The organism is Myxococcus xanthus, from assembly GCF_006402735.1.
GTDB lineage: Bacteria > Myxococcota > Myxococcia > Myxococcales > Myxococcaceae > Myxococcus > Myxococcus xanthus_A.
On record NZ_CP017174.1, the window covers coordinates 6,452,799 to 6,471,336 of the forward strand.

The following is an 18,538-nucleotide window of genomic DNA, read 5'->3' on the forward strand; positions in this document are numbered from 1 at the left end:
GCCTGCCGCGTCCAGGACTCCTAGACTCTCGTGGGTGAAACCACGAAAGCAGACGTTCCCGCGGCGACTTCGCAGAGTGCTCGTCGCCACTGATTTCTCGGAGGCGAGCACCCACGCGCTGGGCAGGGCAGGACACCTGCCACTCGCGGACGGCGCGAAGGTGCTGGTGACGCACGTCCTCCCCAGCCGCATGCCTGCGGAGGTGGGCACCCGAGCGCTCCATGCCACCGCGCGCGAGTTGGAGCGGAGCGCCGAACGGCTGCGCAAGGCGCTGCGTGCCGCGGGCAACTCCGCCACCGTCGAGACGCACATCGCGCGAGGCAAGCCCGTGGAGGCCATCCTGCGCCGGGCCCGGGCCTTTGGCGCGGAGCTCATCGTCCTGGGCCGGCATGGCGACAAGCCGCTGCGCAACATGTTCCTGGGCTCCACGGCGGAGAACGTCATCCGCGGTGGAGACCTGCCCGTGCTCATCGCCAACCGGAGGGCTCCCGGGCCCTACCTCCGGCCTGTCGTGGCCGTGGACGCGGACGAGACGTCCAAGCGCGCGGCGAGCTTCGTTCCCACGCTGATGACGCCCGGCTCCGAGCTGACGCTGGTGCACGCCTATGACGTGCCGCTGGAGTACGCGGTGTTCCCCGGCCTGACGACGAAGGAGCACAAGCACTACCGGCAGACGTTCAAGGCGTCCGCGGAGCGCAAGCTCAAGGCGTTGCAACGGGAGCTCGACGCGATTGAGGTCCCGTACCACCTGGTGATGGAGAACGGCGGCTCGCGCTCCATCGTCCTCGAGTTCGTGGACGACCAGGGCGCGGACCTGCTGGCGCTGGGCACCCGGGCGCGCTCCGGTGTGGCGTTCGCGTTGCTCGGCAGCGTCGCGACGGACCTCATCCGTGAGGCGACGTGCGACGTGCTCGTCGTCCGCGAGGCCGAGCCCGGCGAGTAGCGTGAAGGCCCCCGCTCGTGCGGGCTCAGGCCTCGGGGGCCTTGCCTGCCTGGGTGTCGGTGGCGGGTGATGCCCCTGCCTCTTCCGCCGCGACGGGCTCCGCGCCACCGGAGGTCTGCGCCTGCGATGCAGCAGCGTTCGCGTCGCTGGCTGGCGCCTGAGCCGGCACAGAAGCAACCGTCGCCGAGATGGCCGCGGCCGTGAGCGCGTCTCCAGCCACAGCAGTGGACTGGGCTTCCCGCTGCTCCAGCCGCGCCCCGCCCTGCTCCGCCGCGCGGAGGAACTCGTCGTATTCGGACTTGCGCTCCTCTGCCTTGGCCTGGGTTTTCACCGACTGCTGTGCCGCGGCGTCCCGGCCCATCATCACCGCACGCGCGCTGAGCACGACGCCTCCGGCAAACGCCGCCATGCTGAACAGCGAGCCGATGTCTCCGGCCCACAGCCCGTACACCCCGCTCTGGATGAAGGCCATCGCGTTCAGGAAGGCCGCGCCCGTGAGCGCCGCACCGCCCGCCGTGGTCCATGGACGCAGCTCCATCACCCGCGCGGCGCCGTAGCACAGCACCGGCAGCACCCCGAGCACCCACAGGTTCTCCAGCAGCACCGCCAGCGCCACCCGCAGCATGCCCACGGGCACTGCCTGGATGCGCACGCTCAGCCGAAGCGTCAGCGCCACGCTCAGAAGCGACCCCGCGATGAGCGCGATGAACCCCAGTCCCATGATGAACTGGAAGCGACGGACACGGACGCGCAGCGGTTCTAGGACACTCGTCTTGGAGCTCACAGGCAGGCAGCCTACTCCACTTCAGCCCTCATCCTCTTCCGCGTCCGCCGTCCCCCCCGGCGTACGGGCAGGCGGGCCGTCCCCGTAGAAGACCTCCTCCAGCACCAGCCCCTGGGCCGGCGCGGTGGGCCCGGCGCGCTTGCGGTCCTTGGAGGCCAGCACCTCCGCCACCCAGGACTCGGGCCGCCGTCCCTTCCCCACCTCCACCAGCGTCCCCGCCAGGTTGCGCACCATGTGCTTCAGGAACGCGGTGCCCTCGACCACGAAGGACACGGCGTCCCCCGACGTGCCTTCCACCGCCAGGCTCCGAATCTCGCGCACCGCATGCTTCGCCTGGCAGTCCGCGGCCCTGAAGGCGGAGAAGTCATGCCGCCCCAGCAGGTGCGCGGCCGCCTGCCGCATGGCCTCCACGTCCAACGGTGCGAAGACTTCCCAGTGCGTCATCCGCCGCAGGGGCGAGCGCGTGCGCCGGTTGCTCACGCGATACCGGTAGCGCTTGCCCCGGGACCATCGGCGCGGGTCGAAATCCTCGGCCACCTCCACCGCGTCCACCACGGCTACGTCGGCGGGCAGCAGGCCATTGAGCCCCATGACGTAGGCCTTCATCGGCAACACCCGGGGCGCGTCGAAACAGGCCACCTGCCCGGAGGCATGGACGCCCGCATCCGTGCGCCCCGCCGACGCCACCGACACCCGCGCCCCCAGCAGCCGCTCCAGTCCCGATTCCAACACCGACTGGATGGAGGGCCCGTTCGGCTGCACCTGCCAGCCCACGTAGCGCGTTCCTTCGTATTCGAGCGTCAGCTTCAGCCGGGGCATGGGTCAGCGGTACTTGAGCCAGGACTCGAGCAACTCGGCCACCATGCGGCCCGCGGGCACGTTGTTGCGACGGGCCACCGCATCCAGCGCTTCCGAGACGGCGGGACTCAGCGGCACGGCCAGGGTGCGCGGCTCGGTGCGGTCATCCCGAGCCGGGGGCTCCGGCTCCGGAGCGGGCACGGCCTTCGCGGTGTCGAGCGCGGCCGCCACATCCGACAGCTCCAGTGCCTCCTCCGACGTGGGCGCGGCCGCGGCGCGCACGGCCAGGCGGCGCTGCTCGGCGGCCAGCTCTTCCTCGAAGAGCTGCTTGATGAAGTTGGACAGGTGCAGCGCCGTGGGCGTGAAGTCGTACGCGTCCAGGAAGGCGTCCAGGTCCTTCTGCATCTGCGCGGCCGTCTGGTAGCGCTTGTCCCGGTCGCGCTCCAGCGCTCGCATCAGGATGATCTCCAGGCGCTCCGGCAGGTCCTCGCGGAAGTACGACGGCGCGTAGATCTTCCCGTCCGTGATGCTGCGCATCACCGCGGCCTCGGACTCGCCGGTGAAGAGCTTGAAGCCGGTGAGCCACTCGTAGAGCACCACGCCCAGGGAGAAGACGTCGCTGCGGCAGTCGAGCGGCTTGCCCAGACACTGCTCCGGGCTCATGTAGCTGAGCTTGCCTTTGATTTCGCCGTTGCGCGTCTGCTCCATCTGGTTGGCGGCCTTGGCGATGCCGAAATCCAGAATCTTCACCGAGCCGTCGAAGGCGACGACGATGTTCTCCGGTGACACGTCCCGGTGGACGATGTTGAGCGGGTTGCCGTACAGGTCCACCTTGGTGTGCGCGTGGTGCAGGCCCGCGCAGACGCACGAGGCAATCTTCACCGCGTACACCAGCGGGAAGGGAATCCCCAGCGCCTCCGCCTTGGGGACGACGCGGCGCATGTCCCGCCCGGACACGTAGTCCATGGCGATGAAGTAGCTGTCCGCAATCTTTCCCAGGTCGTGAATCTGCACGACGTTGGGATGGTTGAGCTGCGAGGCGAGCCGGGCCTCGTTGAGGAACATCTTCACGAAGGCCGCGTGCTTGGACAGATGCGGGCGGATGCGTTTGATGACGACGGGGGACTCGCGGCCGTCATCCTGCTGCTGATGCGCGAGGAAGATTTCGGCCATGCCCCCCACGGCGATGCGGTCGATGAGGCGGTACTTTCCAAAGCGGCCGGTGTCGCGCTGCGGGGCGGCGGGAGGCATGGCCCGGCGAGCCTACCTGTGCCGAGCCGCGGAGTGGCAACAAACTTGGGTGAGGCTCGACAGGCTTCTATTCGAAGCTGCAAGCCTCTCGGGCCTCATCCGAATGAGCGTAGCAGCTTGCGAGTGAGCGGGCCGAGGGCTCACCTCCCCGGCCGCTGGTACTACCGGACCTGCACCCGGTGCACCTTCAGCGCGGGTTCCTCTCCGGGCGGCGGTGGGAAATCCAACGCGGACGGCCCCAGCGAGCCCAGCGATTTCCCCTGGCGTCCCGCCTGAGTCACCCCTTCGAGCACCATGGCCTCGAAGCGGCGGGCAGGCAGTCCCGCGTGGTTGCAGCACGCCACCAGTTGGCCTCCCGGGCTCACGACACGCGCGGCGGCCTCGGCCAGCCGGGCATAGTCGCGCGCCGCGGAGAACCGGCCGCTGCGCGTCGTCGAGAACGACGGCGGGTCCGAGATGACGATGTCGAAGGACTCGCCCTTCTTCGCCAGGCGCTTGAGCCAATCGAACACGTCGCCGGCCACATAGTCATACCGGTCCACCGTCTGGCCATTGAGGCGCGCGTTCTCCTCGCCCCACTCCAGCACGCGCCGGCTCGCATCCAGGTTGAGCGCCCGCTTCGCGCCGCCCGCCATGGCCACGACGCCAAAGGCACAGGTGTACGAGAAGAGGTTGAGCACGGTGAGGCCCCGCGCCTGCGACAGCAGCCACGCCCGCGTGTCCCGCATGTCCAGGTACAACCCCACCGACAGCCCTTGCGCCGGACGGATGAGGAACGCCAAGCCGTTTTCGAGCGCGGTGAAGGACTCCACCGCTTCGCCCCGGGCGGGTGCCTCGGGCGCGAGCGACTCCTTCGCCACGTTGGCCAGGACACGCGCCTCCCGCGGCCGGCGCTTGAGGTAGAGGCTTCGAGGCGCCCAGGCGGCCATGGCCGCGTCGAGCAGCGTCTCCTCCTCGGCCGGCGTGAAGTCCCGATAGAGGCTGATGACGTACACGTCGCCAAATACGTCCGCCGTCACATCCGGCACGCCGTCCGCTTCGGCATTCACCACGCGCCAGGCCGTGGTCCGCGCGTCTCCAAGCAGCGACCCGCGCCGGCCGCGCGAGGCGCGCAGCGTCTCCACCAGGGAAGAAGGCAATGCGCTCATGCCGCCGCTCAACTGCCCAGACGCGCGCGCGTCCAGACACGCTCCAGCGCCTGGGTCGCCGCGCGGGAAAGCGCCACGTAGTCGAGCCCCAGCAACTGGCCCTCCCGCACGCAGACCCGGCCGTTGACGATGGTCCACCCCACCGGTGAATGCGCCAGTTGCCCGAGCAGATAGGGCGAGTAGCCCGTCTCCGGGTCCGCGGTGGGCACGACGTCATAGACGACGAGGTCCGCGATGCACCCCTCCTCCACGTTCCCGGAGGGCAGGCCAAACAGCCGCGTACACAGCTCCGCCGGGCCATTGACGAGCAGGTGCGCCAGCGCGCCATCCACGTCGGGCATCCTTCCGGAACGGGAGATGCGCAGCACGCCCACCAGCGCGGCGAGCAGTTCGTCCTGGAGGCTGCCATGGCCCCCCGTGCCAAGCCCCAGCAAGTGGACCCGCGACAGCACCGCGTCCATGGGGTCCGCGCCACGCTCCAGCGCGCGCACACCCCGGGCCGCCAGCGCCACGAAGGCCCCGCTCTGCTCCAGCAACTCCGCCTCCGCGCTGTCCAGCACGCGCGCATAGCCCGCGATGGCACGCGGCCCCAGCAGCCCCAGCGCATCCAGCCGCGGGACCACGCGTTTGCCGTGCTGCGAGTAGGTGGAAGAGAGGTCGTCCTCGCTCTCCGCGAGGTGGAAGACGGTGGGCGCGTCCAGCACCCGGCTCAGCTCCGCGATGCGGCGCAGCAGCGCGTCGTCACAGGTGAACGACGCATGGAAGCCAAGCGCGCCCCGGACCAGTGGGTGGTCCCGATACGCGCGGGTGAAGTCCGCGTTGGCGTCCAGCCACGTCTGCGCCTGCGCCGCGCCGTCCAGCCCGTGGGTGGAGTGGCTCGTCACCAGCCGCAAGCCTACCGCCTCCGCGGCGCGCGCCTGGGCGGCGAGCCCTCCGGCCACGTCCTGACAGGACAGGTGCTCCACCGCCAGGGTGACGCCGTGGCGCAGGGCCCGGGCCGCCGCGTAGCGGGTGAGTGCCTCCACGTCCTCGTTCGTGAGCAGCCGCGCCACGTGCCGGAGCCGGTCCAGGCGCTCGCGGGGCGGAAGCATCAGGAAGTGCCCCGTGGGCGGCAGCAGCTGGCCGTTGACGAGGTGCGTGTGGCAGTCCACCAGTCCCGGCGCCACCAGCCGGCCGTGACAGGCGACTTCCCAGTCCCCGGGCAGCACGGGCACCTGGGCGTCCGGAGCCACGCGACGGATGGTGTTGCCTTCCACCACCACGGCCATGCCATGGCGGACGCGACCGTCCGCCCTGAACACGGCACAGTTTTTCAGAAGCAGGCGGCCTTCCATGAAAGCCCTGTTCTAACACGGGCCCGGCGCGGCGCGAGGGGCGCCGCCGCCAGCGAGCATGTTAGGGTCCGTACGGTATGACGCCGCTGAGCCCCGCCGTGAACTCCCCGTCTCCCGTGACGGCCCCCTCCCCGCGAGGGGCGCTGGCCTTCCGGGGCTTGTGGCTCTTCTCACCGCGGGCAGATGCCCTCATCGTCGCCCTGCCCCTGGCCCTGGCCCTGTGCACGGCGGCCGCCAACGTCTGGCTGGCCCCGGGCGCCGCGGAAGGCGCGCACCGTCTGTCCGCCTGGACGGCGCAGAACCTGCTCGGCAACGCCACCCACGTCATCCTCACGTTCCTGCTCTTCGCGGTGCACCGGGACGTGCTGACGTCCGCCCCGGGTCAACCCCGGCAGGTGCTGGCGGGCTCGCTGGGCATGCTCGCGGTGGGCACGGTGCTCTTCTTCACCTTCTACGCGGAGCGCACGGCGCACACGTATGGCGTGGCGGTGATTTTCAACGTCTTCGGCACGCACCACACCCTGTCCCAGCACCGGGGCATCTGGTCACTCCACGGGCTGCGCGCGGGCAAGGCCGGCCTGCCCGGCGCGTCGGCGCTGGAGCGCAAGCTGCAACAGATGTACGTCCCGCTGCTGCTCACGCTGCTGCTGGTGCGCATCTTCTTCGTGCCGGAGGCGCCCGGGCCCGATGCGCCGGCGTACCTCGACATTGGCCAGGGCGCGGTGCTCCCGCACGGCGCGCTGGGGGTGCTGCTGGCGGTGTGGCTGGGCTACTTCATGCTGCTGTTCCGCACGGTGCTGCGCGCGGAGGCCGTCAGCGGGCCCAAGGTGCTCTACCTCCTGGCCATGGCGACGGCGACCGGGCTGGTGCTGGTGGCGCCCACCTGGGGCTACGTCATGCTGCCCGGCATGCACGGCCTGGAGTACTACATGCTCACCGCGCGGATGCTGGAACCCCGCGAAGGTGACACGCCCCGGTTGCCGCGGAAGTTCATCGTCCCGGCCATGATTGCGTCCATGCTGCCCCTGCTGGCGCTGGGCGCGGTGCACGGTCTGCTCCAGCAGGGCGTGGTGCGCGGCGCGCTGGGCAGCAACATGGGCGTGGCGGAGACGCACCCCCTGCTGCGCGCCATGACGTCCCTGGGCTTCGCGGTGGTGCTGGCGCACTACTTCGCGGACGCCCTCATCTACCGCTTCCGGATTCCCTCCATCCGCGCGGTGATGTTGAAGCGGCTGGGCTTCAGCTAGCCGCAAGGAGCATCGGAGGCCCCCTGCCGCTCCGCGTTGGCCGCGAAGGCGTCCCGCAGGAACAGCGACAGGCCAGGGCGCACCTTGTCGATGTTCTCCGTGAAGCGCGTGTCCGCCACGTACATCTCCCCCAGGCCCCGGTGCATGGCGGGAGGGCACGCGTAGAACCACTTGCCCAGGTATTGGCGGTGCGCCTCGGCCAGGTCCATGGCAGCGGCCGACGCGGCCCGGGTGCCCGCCGCGAGCAGGTCCGCCAACGCCTGGAAGAGGGCATCCCCCTCCTCCTTGATGCGCTTCCAGTCCTCCTTCTTGTAGCGCGCCGTCCTCCGCGCGGACTCCTTGTAGGCCTCCGTGTTCCCCCAGCGCTGCTTCGCTTCCTCCTCGTACTTCGAGGGGTCGAAGTCGCCAAAGGCCTCGAACATCGCTTCCTTGTCCACGTGCGTCCCCTTCTCCAGCGCGTCCAACGCTGCGTCCACGGCGTGCACCAGCGCGTCCAGACGGGCGGCCCGCTCCGTCAGGAGCTGCCGCTGCATCCGCAGCGCGGTGCGCAGGTCGAAGGTGGGGTCGCCCAGGATGCGGCGGATGTCCTCCAGCGGGAAGCCCAGCTCCTTGAAGAAGAGCACCTGCTGGAGCTTCTGGAGGTCCGCCTGCGAATAGAGCCGGTAGCCGGCTTCGCTGCGGTCCGAAGGACACAACAGGCCCAGCTCGTCGTAGTGGTGCAACGCGCGGATGCTGATTTTCGCCAGCCGGGCGACCTGGCTCACCGTCAGGGCCATCTCCACCTCTTGAAGAGGAGGTGTAGGGCCTCACGTCGCGTGAGGGTCAAGCCCCTGGGCGGGGGTGCTGCCACTTCCGGCCGGGCACCGGGCTGACGACTCAGCCCTCGACCTCGGCCGCCCGAGAGGAGCCACCCGCACGAGGCAGGTATGGCTCCCCCCGGAAGGACACGGCTCAGTACGCGTTGTTCTGGCCGAACGTCTTGATGGTCTTCTTCTCCAGCTGGCGCTGACGCTCGGTGGCCTCGGACTCAACGGAGGCGTTACCGGCCAGCGCGTCGGCGGAGGCGCCGAACAGCTTGCGGATGTTGTCGCCGAACAGGGTCACCACGCCGATGGCGGCGATCGCGATGAGGGCGACGATGATGATGTACTCAGTCATGCCCTGGCCACGAGCCTTGCGGAGCTGCTGCTTCTTCGAGATCGCCTTCATGGAACTCTCCGGGGATTGCAGTGGTGGAAAAGACACCCTGCTGCTTGGGTGATTCGCACCCTAGGGCAGATCCCACTTCCACCTCCATCGGTCATCGGGAGGATGCCAGGAATTCTCAGTGATTCCGGGCAATTGGCCCGATTTGGATGATCCAAGGCCCCATTTCAGGGGCTCCCAGGAGCGGCGACGGGCATTTGGGCGGTGCCTTCGCAGCTCGAACGAGGCAGCGCCTCGCAGAGTGAGCGCAGCGCCCGGGCCAGATGTTCGTCGTCCGGGTGCCGGGCCGCAACCTCGCGCCCCATGGACACGGTGTCGTGCAGGGCACCTACAGGCGTCCACATGGTGCGCGAAGCCCAGGTCTGGGCCGTCACCAGCCTCAGGTAGGCCGTCACCAGGGCGGGCTCGCGTCCGCCCCGCGCCACCTCGGGCTCCAGGAGCGAGGCGGCCAGCGTCAAATCCTGCTGAGCCAGCGCCGCCTTGCCCAGGGCCAGGGCGGACTCGGGGCTGTCGGGGGCCAGCCGCCGCCACTGCGCGGCCGCGCCGCGCACCATGGGGTCATTGGGCGCATGGTAGCGCTCGATGTTCCGGTACAGCCCGGCGGCCTGCTCCGCGGTGGGCGGGTGCTGCTGGACGTAGTCGTGCAGGAAGAGGCGGTCCGCCCCTTCGGGCGCGCGCCGCTCGTCCCTCACGCGCACGTCCAGATTCGACACGAAGAAGGCGATGGGCGACGCGTACTCCAGCAGGTTGTGGTCGTCCGTGTTGATGGGCCCCTCACCGGCGAACTCGAGCTGGCCGGCCTCGCTGTGCACCTGCTTGGACAGCAGCGCGAACACGTCGTTGATGCCCACGCGGGACAAGTCCTTCCGCACCTCAGGATGCCCCATGCGCTCGGCCAGGCGCGCCGCATCGAAGGCCAGGGGCTTGCGGCTGGCCACCATCACCAGGTCATGCGGCCCCAGCCACGTGGTGGCGTGCGGAAAGGTGTCGCGCAGGGTGCGGACCACCAGCTTGATGAGGTCCTCGTTGCTCTCGTAGGTGTGGATCCACTGCACCAGCACGCCGTCGTCCGCCAGGTGCCGGTCCACCGTCTGGAAGAAGTCCCGCGTGAAGAGGCCGGACACGCCGGACACCCACGGGTTGGACGGCACGCTCACCACCAGGTCGTACTTGCGCGGCGACAGCGCCATGAACGTCTTGGCGTCATCCACGTGCACGTGGGTGCGCGGGTCATCCACCGCGTTGCGGTTGTCCGCCTTGAACAGGCGCGCCGCGTCGATGACGGCGGGTGCGATCTCCACCATGTCCAGGTGCTCCACGGGATGCACCAGCACGCTACCCGCGGTAATGGCCGCGCCGGCGCCCACCAGCAGCACCGACTTGGGCTCGCGCGGGTGCAACAGGGCGCCCAGGTGGCCGGCCACCACCTGCGTCTCCACGTCGCTCCCGTTGGACGCGTCCACCTTCCCGTTGAGCTTCATGAACCGCAGGTTGTCCACGGGAGCGTCCGCCACCATCACCGTGGCGAAGGTGTCGTCCTGGTAGAAGATGGGGCGGATGATGGCCTCCGTGTCCGCCACCAGCTTCGCGTAGCTCTCCGGCGGCTTCTCGTGGGAGCGGATGGAGGCGATGCCCGACAACCGCACCGCCCAGCCGCTCATCCCGCCCAGCACCACCAGCGCCAGCACCGCCGTGGCGGCCACCGGCCACAAGGCACGCGCCGGCTGCGCGGGACGGCCGGGAGCCGCGTGGAAGGCCAGCCCCGCGCCGAGCAGATTGGCCGCCACGCCCGCGATGAAGTTGCCCTCCATGCCCCACCACGGCATCAGCACCAGCACGCCCAGCGCCGAACCCGTAATCGTGCCCACCGTGTTCCACAAGTAGACGCCGCCCAGTTGGCGCCCCACCTCGGACACCTTGGCCGTGGCCACGCGCGCCGCCGCCGGGAAGGCCGCGCCCATGAAGAAGGTGGGCACCAGCAGCACGAGGCAGCAGAAGCCGAAGGTCAGCACCTGGAACAGCGGCCAGGTGTCCAACGAGCGCGTCATCATCCACTGCGCCTTGCGGAACAGGTGCGGCAGCCGGACGTAGAGCGGCAGCGCCACGCAGATGCTGGCCACCAGCGCGACCTGGAGCCGGCCGAACAGGCGCAGCGAGTCCACCTGTCCCTTGCGCGTCATCAGCCAGAAGCTGCCCAGGCCAATGCCCATGATGAACGCGGTGAGGATGAGCGTGAAGGCGTAGGTGGACGCGCCCAGGACGATGGACAGCAGGCGGATCCACGTCACCTGGTACAGCATGGACGTGAAGCCCGACAGCAGCACGCCGATGAGCGCCGCCCGCACCGCGATGCGCGGATAGGACACCTCCGCATCGCCCTCTTCCGTGGGCGGTGTCTGGCCCGGCACCAGCGCGGGCGGGAAGCGCCGGGCCAGCCCCAGCGAGGCCAGCGCCACCAGGATGTTGAGCCCCGCGGCCAGCCCCGCCGAGGAGGACAGGCCAATGGCGGGCACCAGCTTCGTCCCGGCGATGAACACACCCACCGCCGCGCCCAGGCTGTTGACGGCGTAGAGCCGCGCCAGCTCGTAGCGCACCCCCGACAGGCTGGAGGCGAAGTGCCGCACCAGCGCCGGCAGCGTGCCGCCCATCAGCAGCGTGGGAATCAGCAGCGACGCGGAGGAGACCAGCAGCCGGGGCCCCAGTCGCCAGCCATCCGGCACGGACGGGGCCACGTTCAGCCACAGCGCCCCCAGCACATCGAGCACATAGGGGAAGGCCAGCGCGTACAGGCCCACGCCCAGCTCCAGCAGACCGTAAAGGGCCAGGGGGTTCTTTGCCCGGTCGGCTGTCCGCCCGAAGACAAATGCCCCCAGCGCTTGCCCTCCCATGAACGTGGCGAGCACCACGGCATGCGCCTGGCCGCTGTTCCCCAGGACATTCCCGAGATACTTGGACCAGACGAGTTCGTAGACAAGCGCAGTGCCCCCGGACAGGAAGAGGAGGCAGGCCACAAGGTTCTTAGGAAAACGCGCCGTAGATGACATGGGGACAGCGCGGAACCTTAGTCGGTATGTTTCAGGCCCATCAAATGAACACCCATCTCCTGCAAGCCGCGATGCTCGCCTGGACTCCAAGCCTGCGGGTGACACGCGCCGAAGGCGACCTCTCCAGCATCCTGCGCCGCCCCGCCGGGGCCCTGTTGGAGCAGCCGCTCCACGAGGTCCTCGGCGTGTCGCCCAAGCGCGCCCGTGAGCTGGACGCCCGCGCCCGCGAGGACCGCCGCGCCGTGGAGTTCGTCTCCGCCAACCTCGGCGGCGAGGACGCGTGCCCCCTCCGCCTGTCCCTGGGACTGGACGGCGGCGAGGCCTGTGCCACCGTGTTGGATCTCAATGCCGTGCTGGACGGCGCCCCCCCGGTGCAGATTTCACGGCTGTCCTCCTCGCTCAGCCACGAGATTCGCAACCCCCTCTCCTCGGTGAAGATGGCGGTCCAGACGCTGGCCCGGAACACCGGCCTCAATGACCGGGACAAGCGGCGGCTCACCATCGCCAACCGCGAGATTCGCACCATGGAGCGAATGCTCTGGCTCCTCTCCGAATACGGCCGCGACACCACCCCGAAGATGGACGCCCATCCGCTGCGCGGCGTGGTGCAGGAGGCCACGGAGATGGTGGCCCCCGAGCTGGCCGAGCGGCGCGTGGAGGTCCGCGTGGACGAGGAGCCCGACCTGCCCCGCGTCCGGGTGGACCCGACGCGGCTGCGGCCCGTGCTGGCCCAGGTGCTGCTCAACGTCGCCATGGGCCAGACGGAGGGCAGCCCGGTGGAGGTGGCCCTGCGCCGGGGTGGCCCCCACCAGGTGATGATGGTGCTCCATGACCCCGCCGCCGCCCTGCCACCCGAGGAGAACGGTTCGCTCTTCGAGCCCTTCGGCTCCCGGCTGGCCCGGGGCGCCGGTCTGTCCCTGGCCGCCCTGCGCCGGGTGATGATGGGCGTGGGGGGAGACGTGGCCGCCCGGGGCAGCGCCGAGCCGGGCGTGGTGCTGACGCTGACGTTCGCCACCTGAGAGCGCCATGGAGACCCTTCTCATCGTCGACGACGACGTCTCGCTCCTCGAAACGCTGAAGATGCACTTCGAGGAGATCGAGCAGGACGGCCAGCCCCGCTACCAGGTGGCCACCGCCACTAGCGCCGCGGCAGGACTGCGCGCCGCCCAGGAGGCCATGCCCAGCGTGGTCATCCTCGACATGATGCTCCCGGACCGCACGGGCCTGGAAATCATCGAGGAGATGAAGGGCCTGTGCGGGGACGCGCGCATCATCCTGGTCACCGCGTACCACGACATGGAGACCACCATCCGGGCCATGAAGGCCGGGGCCTTCGACTACATCCACAAGCCCTTCCCGGACCCGGCCGCCCTGGACCTGGTGGTGGAGCGCGCGCTGGAATACCGCCAGCTGTCGCGCCGCGCGGACGAGGTCCACCGGGAGAACGCCGCCGCCCGCCTGGGCGACATCGTGGGCACCAGCCCGCTGATGCAGCAGTTGGTGAAGGAGATTGGAAAGGTCACCGGCAGCCACGCCACCGTGCTGATCACGGGCGAGAGCGGCACCGGCAAGGAGCTCATCGCCCGCGTCATCCACAACTACTCCTACGACGAGCCCCGGCCCTTCATCGGCATCAACTGTTCGGCCATCGTCGACACGCTGCTGGAGAGCGAGCTCTTCGGCCACGAGAAGGGCGCCTTCACCGGCGCCACGGCGGGCAAGCCGGGCAAGTTCGAGCTGGCCGAGGACGGCACGGTGTTCCTGGACGAGATTGGCGACATGTCGCTGATGCTCCAGGCCAAGCTCCTGCGCGTGCTGCAGGAGCGCGAGTTCGAGCGCGTGGGCGGCGTCAAACGCATCAAGCTGCGCGCCCGCGTCATCGCCGCCACCCACCGGGCCCTGGTGGAGGAAGTAGAGGCCGGCCGCTTCCGCGAGGACCTCTACCAACGCCTCAAGGTCATCACCCTCCAGATTCCCCCGCTGCGCGAGCGGCGCGAGGACATTGCCCCGCTGGTGAAGCACCTGCTCGAGCGCATCAACGAGAAGGTCCACAAGCGCGTCACCCGCGTGCCCGGCGAGGTCATGGAGCGCCTCACCCGCTTGCCCTGGCGTGGCAACGTGCGTGAGCTGGAGAACGTGCTCACCCGCGCCGTGGTGCTGGCCCCCGGTGACGTCCTGCGCGGTGACGACCTGCCCGCCCTGGAGTCACCCCTCCCCTCGCCGGAACCGGGCCGGGCCACCTCCGCCCACACCGCCAGCGCCATGTTCGCCGCGCCGGCCGAGGACGACGCCAGCCTGATTCCCACTTTGGAAGAGGCCGAGCGCCAACTCATCGCCCGTGCGATGACCGTCACCAAGGGGCACAAGGGTCGCACCTGCCAGATCCTTGGAATCAGCCGGCCCACCCTGGAGCGCAAGCTCCAGAAGTACGGTCTTGCACAGGGCCAGAGCACTCAAGTGCACACCTTCCCTGTGAAGGATGCGTCGTGAGCACTCTTGGACAGTGTCGCTGCTCCGACACTCCTCCCCCCGGTTTGAACGTTTCGTTCAAATTGATCAGACTGTTTGAACGTTCTGTTTCAGGTTTTGGACACAGAACGGGGTCTGGTGCGGGCCTGTAGCGCTAAGTACCCGGCATTTCAGGAGGTGTTGTCCCGGCGGCATTTCAATTCCCGCTGGCATGAACCTTGGAGAAGGGAAGTCCCGTTCGCCGCTGAAGCAGACGGCTCGACTTCCCTACGCTTCCTTCCCAGGAGTAATGCCATGCACGGATTCAACCGCCCCCTCGGCCCCATCGGTTCCAACGTCGTGGCGCCGCTGCAGACGACCAGCTCCGGGATGATGGTCACCGCCAACAAGCTGGTGCCCGGCCAGGAAGCCATCGACTTCAAGGGCTACTTCAAGGTCGAGTCCTTCCCGCACAACTCGACCATCTACCGCCCCGGTGACAACACCGACCGCGTCTACCTGCTGAAGTCCGGCCGCGTGCGCCTGATGCGCATCGGCAAGAACAGCACCCGCTCCGTGGTGTCCATCCTCCGCCCGGGCGACCTCTTCGGCGAGCTGTTCCGCCCCGAGGGCACGCCGATTGAAGAGATGGCCATCGCCGCCGGTGAGGCCGAGGTCTGGAGCATCGAGGGCCGCGACTTCCGCGCCCAGTTGGAGGCCCGTCCGGCCCTGGCGGTGGACGTGGTCCGCGCCTACGCCGAGCGCGTGCGTGCCCTGCGCAAGCGCGTGCTGGGCCTGACGTTCAAGGAGGTTCCGGCCCGCCTGGCGGACACCCTGCTCACCCTGGTTGAAGCGCACGGCGAGCGCTGCCCGCACGGCGGCGAGACGGACCTGCGCGGCATCACCCAGCAGGACCTCGCGGACCTCGTGGGCGCCTCCCGCTCCTTCGTGTCCACGCTCATCAACGAGATGAAGCGCGAGGGCGTGCTCGGCAACGTCGGCCGCATCCTCTGCGTGCGTGACCAGAAGGCCCTGCGGAAGATCGCCGGCAAGGAGAAGTAGTCCGCGCGCCCGCGGCGAACGGGAAGCAGGACACCAGACGGGCCTGACCATGCACATGCCGCGTGGCCGGGCCCGTGGTGTTTCCAGCGAACGGTGCCCTCCCGAGTGACCGCCCAGGACCTCCACGTCCTGGAGTCCTCGCTGGGCGCATTGCTTCCCCAGGCCTACCTCGACTTCATCTCCCAGCACGGCCTGTTCTCCGCGGTGGATTGGCGGGGACATGAGCGCGCCCGGATGTTGAGCCCCACCGAGTTGCTGAAGGCGCTCCAGTGGTCCAAGGAGACCATCGAGGAGGGCTGCTTCGGCGACAACGAGGACGAGCTGGAAGCCGCCATCCTCGAGATGAAGATCCGCGAGCGGATCATCCCCTTCCAGTACATCGCAGCCACGAACGTGAGCGACTACTACTACTTCGACACGGGGATGCGTCGCGACACCGGGCGGCTCATCTTCCCGGCGCGCCACGACGACTTCGACTTGTCGACGTGGCTGCTGGACGGAGAGCCCGACGTCTCCGGCTGCACCTTCGATTTCGACGAGCACCTGCGCTGGGTCCTCCGGGAGGGCCTGGAGGAGAAGGACTGGGGCCGCTGACCTCAGACGCGGCGGCGCAGCTCCTCCACTTCGGCGCGCAGCAGCCAATCGTCCGGGAAGTCCGAGGCCGCCGCGGCAATCTGGCTCAACCGCTCCGGCTTCACGGCGTGCGTCTCCCGCATCTTCCGGACCTCGCGGTAAAGCGCGGCCAGCGCTGGGTGCAGCGCCAGGGCCTTGCGTGAGCGGGCCTTCTCCTCGCCATCCCCTTCCGAGAAGGCGCTCAGCTCGCCGTACCAGCGGTCCCACGTCGCCGGGTCCGAAGGCCCACCCGCCACCGAGGGCAGGTGCGTGCTGACGAAGAGCTTCGCCACCGCGGGCAGCGCCAGCTCGCGCCCCGCCAACCGGCCGCGCAGCGCCAGCACCTGGCCACCGTCCGTGGCGAAGCCCTCCAGCTCCAGCCCACTCTCCAGCGACAGCTTGAAGGGCCCGCGCTCCGGCAACGTCCCCGCGCCGAACGCCACCAGCGCCGGCCCGCTCCACGGCTTGTCGTCCAGGGAGCGCCCGCTGCGCGAGGCCATGATGGGCCCCTCCATGCAGACGAGCGCGGTGCCCAGACCCGGCGCCACCTCGCGCGGCGCGGCCAGCATCTCCAGCACCCGGCCCGTCACCTCGCGGCCGTCCGCCAGCACCAGGTGATTGACGGTCCGCGCGCGCAGCGCCTCCGTCAGGCCGAAGTCGCCGCCTCGCTTCCACGACAGCGAGGACTCGAACTCCGCCAGCACCTCGAACAGGTGCTCGAAGTCCCGCGCCACGAAGAGCTGCGGCTGCATGCGGGTGATGTCGTAGTCCATGTCCGCGCAGGCCACGCTCAGCGGCAGCTTCTTCACCGCCGGCGTCAGGCAGTGCTGCGCCTCGCCGATGCTGGACAACAGCCCCGCGCCGTAGATGCGCGGCGACTCCACGCTCCCGATGAGGCCGTACTCCGCCGTCCACCAGTAGAGGCGGCTCGCTCGAGTGCTCTCGCTGACGTAGCGACGGCTCGCGCTGGCGGCATCCAGCCGGGCCTGCGCGTGCGCCGCTTCCTCCTCGCTGGCGTCCGGGTCCTCCTTCACCACCGACAGGTTGCGGATGGCCTCGAAGACGGCCTGGTCCTCCACGCTGGCAATGGCCTTGAAGCCCACCAGCCCGCATGCCTTGAGGTACTCCGCGTAGCGGCGGTTGGCGATGATGGGCGCGTGCCCGGCGCTCTCATGGACGATGTCCGGTGCCGGCGTGTACTCGATGTGCTCGTGGGTGCGGATGTCCGCGGCAATCGCCAGGACGCCCAGCGCCTGGAGCTCCGTGAAGACGGCGGGGGGAATGAAGCCACGCACCCCCACACAGGCCCACCCCAGACGAGCGAGCTTCTCGTTCATCACATCCAGGCTGGGGATGCACTCCGAACCAATGCCCGTGGCCTCCAGGCCCTCCAGGTAGACGGGGTGCGCCTTGTCCGCCAGGTGGCCCCGCAAGGAGCCCAGGATGTTCCGCCAGACGGCCTGGTCCCGCGACGTATACGCCGCGTAGTCCTGGCCCACCACGTAGCGACGCAGATGAGCAGGCAGGCGGGCAATCGTCCGTTCCGTGGGAGTCATCATCATTCACCTCAGGCGGAATCTTCTATTCTTTGAAGATATCCCTTCTTAGGGCGAACGGAAATCCGACAGAAATCGACGTCTTCGTCGTTTTAACGTCGAACTAACCTGGCTGGCGGCGAAGTCCGTCCAGTACCAAACGGGCACCGGGGCTGAGCGCTCCGGAGGGCCACAAGGCCACCACCTCCACGGCCTGGGGCTCCTCTTCCAAGAGGGGCCACGCATGGAGGTCCGGTGGAAACGGGTGCATGGGGCGCAGGTCCGGAGTGATGGCGCAGGCGCGGAACGCGCGCAGCAGTTCGTAGAGGAGAAGGAAGCTCTCCGCGCGCCCCACTTCATCCACCGTCACGCCGTGGGCGGCGAAGCGGGCGCTGTTGGCGCCGCCGTAGGGGTCATCACGCAGCCAGTCCACGAAGCGCTGCCCCTCCAGGTCCTTCACGCGCAGCGACGTCCGGGACGCGGCCTGTCGCGCGAGCACGTTGTCCGGCCCGGCGAGCACCACGAAGGGCATGCGCAGCAGTGACTCCGACTCCACGCCTTCGTGGGTAGGCAGGGGCGTGAAGTCGAGCGCCAGGTCGAGCTGCCGCGTCTGCACCTGGCGCGTCAGTTCGTGGGGCCCTCCGAAGCTGAGCACCAGCTTGAGGTCCGCGGCGGCGGCGTCCCTCGCCACGGCGCCCACCAGGGACAAGGACAGCGTCGGGTTGAGGCCCAGCCGCACCACGGGCTCGGCGCTGGCCAGGTCGCGCAGCCGCTTCATGTCCAGTTGATGCAGCGGCGTCTGGGTGCCCGCGAAGAGCCGCTCCCCCCGGGCGGTGAGCTGCAGGCGACGGCCGGGCCCGCGCTCCAACAACGGCGCACCATCCGCCAGCGCCAGCTCCAGCGCGCGAACGTGCTCGCTCACCACCGAGCGCGCCACGCCCAGGTGCTCCGCGGCGGCCTCGATGCTGCCCGCCTCCACGGCGGCGGCGAAGGACTCCAACCAGACGAGGTGCCGAACGAGCTTGCGCGGAGGCATGAGCAGCATCCTTGCACGCCGCCATCAGCGGGGACGCGCCGCCGGACTTCATTGATGCTTGCGAAACTCCGGCATCCGGAATACCTGCGC

The 18,538-nt window shown here is 69.4% G+C and carries 16 protein-coding genes; 6 read left to right on the forward strand and 10 right to left on the reverse strand.

Going from position 1 to position 18,538, the window contains the following annotated elements; genetic code table 11:
• Positions 1 to 76: 76 nt before the first annotated feature.
• Positions 77 to 943, forward strand: a complete 867-nt coding sequence (locus tag BHS09_RS26230; protein WP_237079832.1) for a universal stress protein — start codon at positions 77 to 79, stop codon at positions 941 to 943.
• 25 nt (positions 944 to 968) lie between these two features.
• Here the strand turns inward: BHS09_RS26230 and BHS09_RS26235 are convergent, their stop codons facing one another.
• From BHS09_RS26235 to BHS09_RS26255, 5 genes are all read right to left on the reverse strand, one after another.
• On the reverse strand, positions 969 to 1,727 hold the full coding sequence (locus BHS09_RS26235; RefSeq protein WP_140799432.1) for a hypothetical protein: 759 nt from the start codon (positions 1,725 to 1,727) through the stop codon (positions 969 to 971).
• A 21-nt stretch (positions 1,728 to 1,748) separates the two neighbouring features.
• A complete protein-coding gene (gene truA / locus BHS09_RS26240; RefSeq protein WP_140799433.1) occupies positions 1,749 to 2,546 on the reverse strand; it encodes a tRNA pseudouridine(38-40) synthase TruA in 798 nt (265 codons plus the stop codon).
• A gap of 3 nt (positions 2,547 to 2,549) precedes the next feature.
• On the reverse strand, positions 2,550 to 3,776 hold the full coding sequence (locus tag BHS09_RS26245) for a serine/threonine protein kinase (protein ID WP_140794253.1): 1,227 nt from the start codon (positions 3,774 to 3,776) through the stop codon (positions 2,550 to 2,552).
• A gap of 161 nt (positions 3,777 to 3,937) precedes the next feature.
• The gene (locus tag BHS09_RS26250) at positions 3,938 to 4,924 is read right to left on the reverse strand and encodes a class I SAM-dependent rRNA methyltransferase (RefSeq protein WP_140799434.1); all 987 of its coding nucleotides are present in this window, start codon (positions 4,922 to 4,924) and stop codon (positions 3,938 to 3,940) included.
• A gap of 8 nt (positions 4,925 to 4,932) precedes the next feature.
• Positions 4,933 to 6,258, reverse strand: a complete 1,326-nt coding sequence (locus BHS09_RS26255) for an amidohydrolase family protein (protein WP_140794255.1) — start codon at positions 6,256 to 6,258, stop codon at positions 4,933 to 4,935.
• 98 nt (positions 6,259 to 6,356) lie between these two features.
• Between BHS09_RS26255 and BHS09_RS26260 the strand changes: the two genes are divergently transcribed.
• On the forward strand, positions 6,357 to 7,505 hold the full coding sequence (locus tag BHS09_RS26260; protein ID WP_237079833.1) for a hypothetical protein: 1,149 nt from the start codon (positions 6,357 to 6,359) through the stop codon (positions 7,503 to 7,505).
• Here BHS09_RS26260 and BHS09_RS26265 read toward each other — a convergent pair.
• From BHS09_RS26265 to BHS09_RS26275, 3 genes are all read right to left on the reverse strand, one after another.
• Positions 7,502 to 8,281 carry a MerR family transcriptional regulator gene (locus BHS09_RS26265; RefSeq protein WP_174260088.1) on the reverse strand — a complete coding sequence of 260 codons (780 nt, stop codon included), beginning with the start codon at positions 8,279 to 8,281 and terminating at the stop codon, positions 7,502 to 7,504. The genes BHS09_RS26260 and BHS09_RS26265 overlap by 4 nt on opposite strands.
• Positions 8,282 to 8,456: 175 nt before the next feature.
• Positions 8,457 to 8,714, reverse strand: coding sequence for a hypothetical protein (locus BHS09_RS26270; RefSeq protein ID WP_174258898.1), 258 nt, complete (start codon positions 8,712 to 8,714; stop codon positions 8,457 to 8,459).
• Between the two features lie 164 nt (positions 8,715 to 8,878).
• Positions 8,879 to 11,722, reverse strand: coding sequence for a fused MFS/spermidine synthase (locus BHS09_RS26275; protein ID WP_237079834.1), 2,844 nt, complete (start codon positions 11,720 to 11,722; stop codon positions 8,879 to 8,881).
• A gap of 77 nt (positions 11,723 to 11,799) precedes the next feature.
• Here BHS09_RS26275 and BHS09_RS26280 point away from each other — a divergent pair, with 77 nt between their 5' ends.
• The 4 genes from BHS09_RS26280 to BHS09_RS26295 all read left to right on the forward strand — a co-directional run bounded on the left by BHS09_RS26280 (position 11,800) and on the right by BHS09_RS26295 (position 15,859).
• Complete coding sequence (locus BHS09_RS26280) at positions 11,800 to 12,774, forward strand: sensor histidine kinase (RefSeq protein ID WP_328285466.1); 975 nt, start codon at positions 11,800 to 11,802, stop codon at positions 12,772 to 12,774.
• Positions 12,775 to 12,781: 7 nt separating this feature from the next.
• A complete protein-coding gene (locus BHS09_RS26285; RefSeq protein ID WP_140799437.1) occupies positions 12,782 to 14,245 on the forward strand; it encodes a sigma-54-dependent transcriptional regulator in 1,464 nt (487 codons plus the stop codon).
• A 273-nt stretch (positions 14,246 to 14,518) separates the two neighbouring features.
• On the forward strand, positions 14,519 to 15,265 hold the full coding sequence (mrpC, locus tag BHS09_RS26290) for a Crp/Fnr family transcriptional regulator MrpC (RefSeq protein WP_002634092.1): 747 nt from the start codon (positions 14,519 to 14,521) through the stop codon (positions 15,263 to 15,265).
• 93 nt (positions 15,266 to 15,358) lie between these two features.
• Positions 15,359 to 15,859 (forward strand): SMI1/KNR4 family protein, encoded by a 501-nt coding sequence (locus tag BHS09_RS26295; RefSeq protein ID WP_237079835.1) that lies wholly within the window; start codon positions 15,359 to 15,361, stop codon positions 15,857 to 15,859.
• A gap of 2 nt (positions 15,860 to 15,861) precedes the next feature.
• Here the strand turns inward: BHS09_RS26295 and BHS09_RS26300 are convergent, their stop codons facing one another.
• Both BHS09_RS26300 and BHS09_RS26305 read right to left on the reverse strand, forming a co-directional pair.
• Positions 15,862 to 17,433, reverse strand: a complete 1,572-nt coding sequence (locus BHS09_RS26300; RefSeq protein WP_174260592.1) for an aromatic amino acid hydroxylase — start codon at positions 17,431 to 17,433, stop codon at positions 15,862 to 15,864.
• A 103-nt stretch (positions 17,434 to 17,536) separates the two neighbouring features.
• Entirely contained in the window at positions 17,537 to 18,448 is a 912-nt protein-coding gene (locus BHS09_RS26305) for a LysR family transcriptional regulator (protein WP_418763965.1), read from the reverse strand.
• Positions 18,449 to 18,538 lie beyond the last annotated feature (90 nt).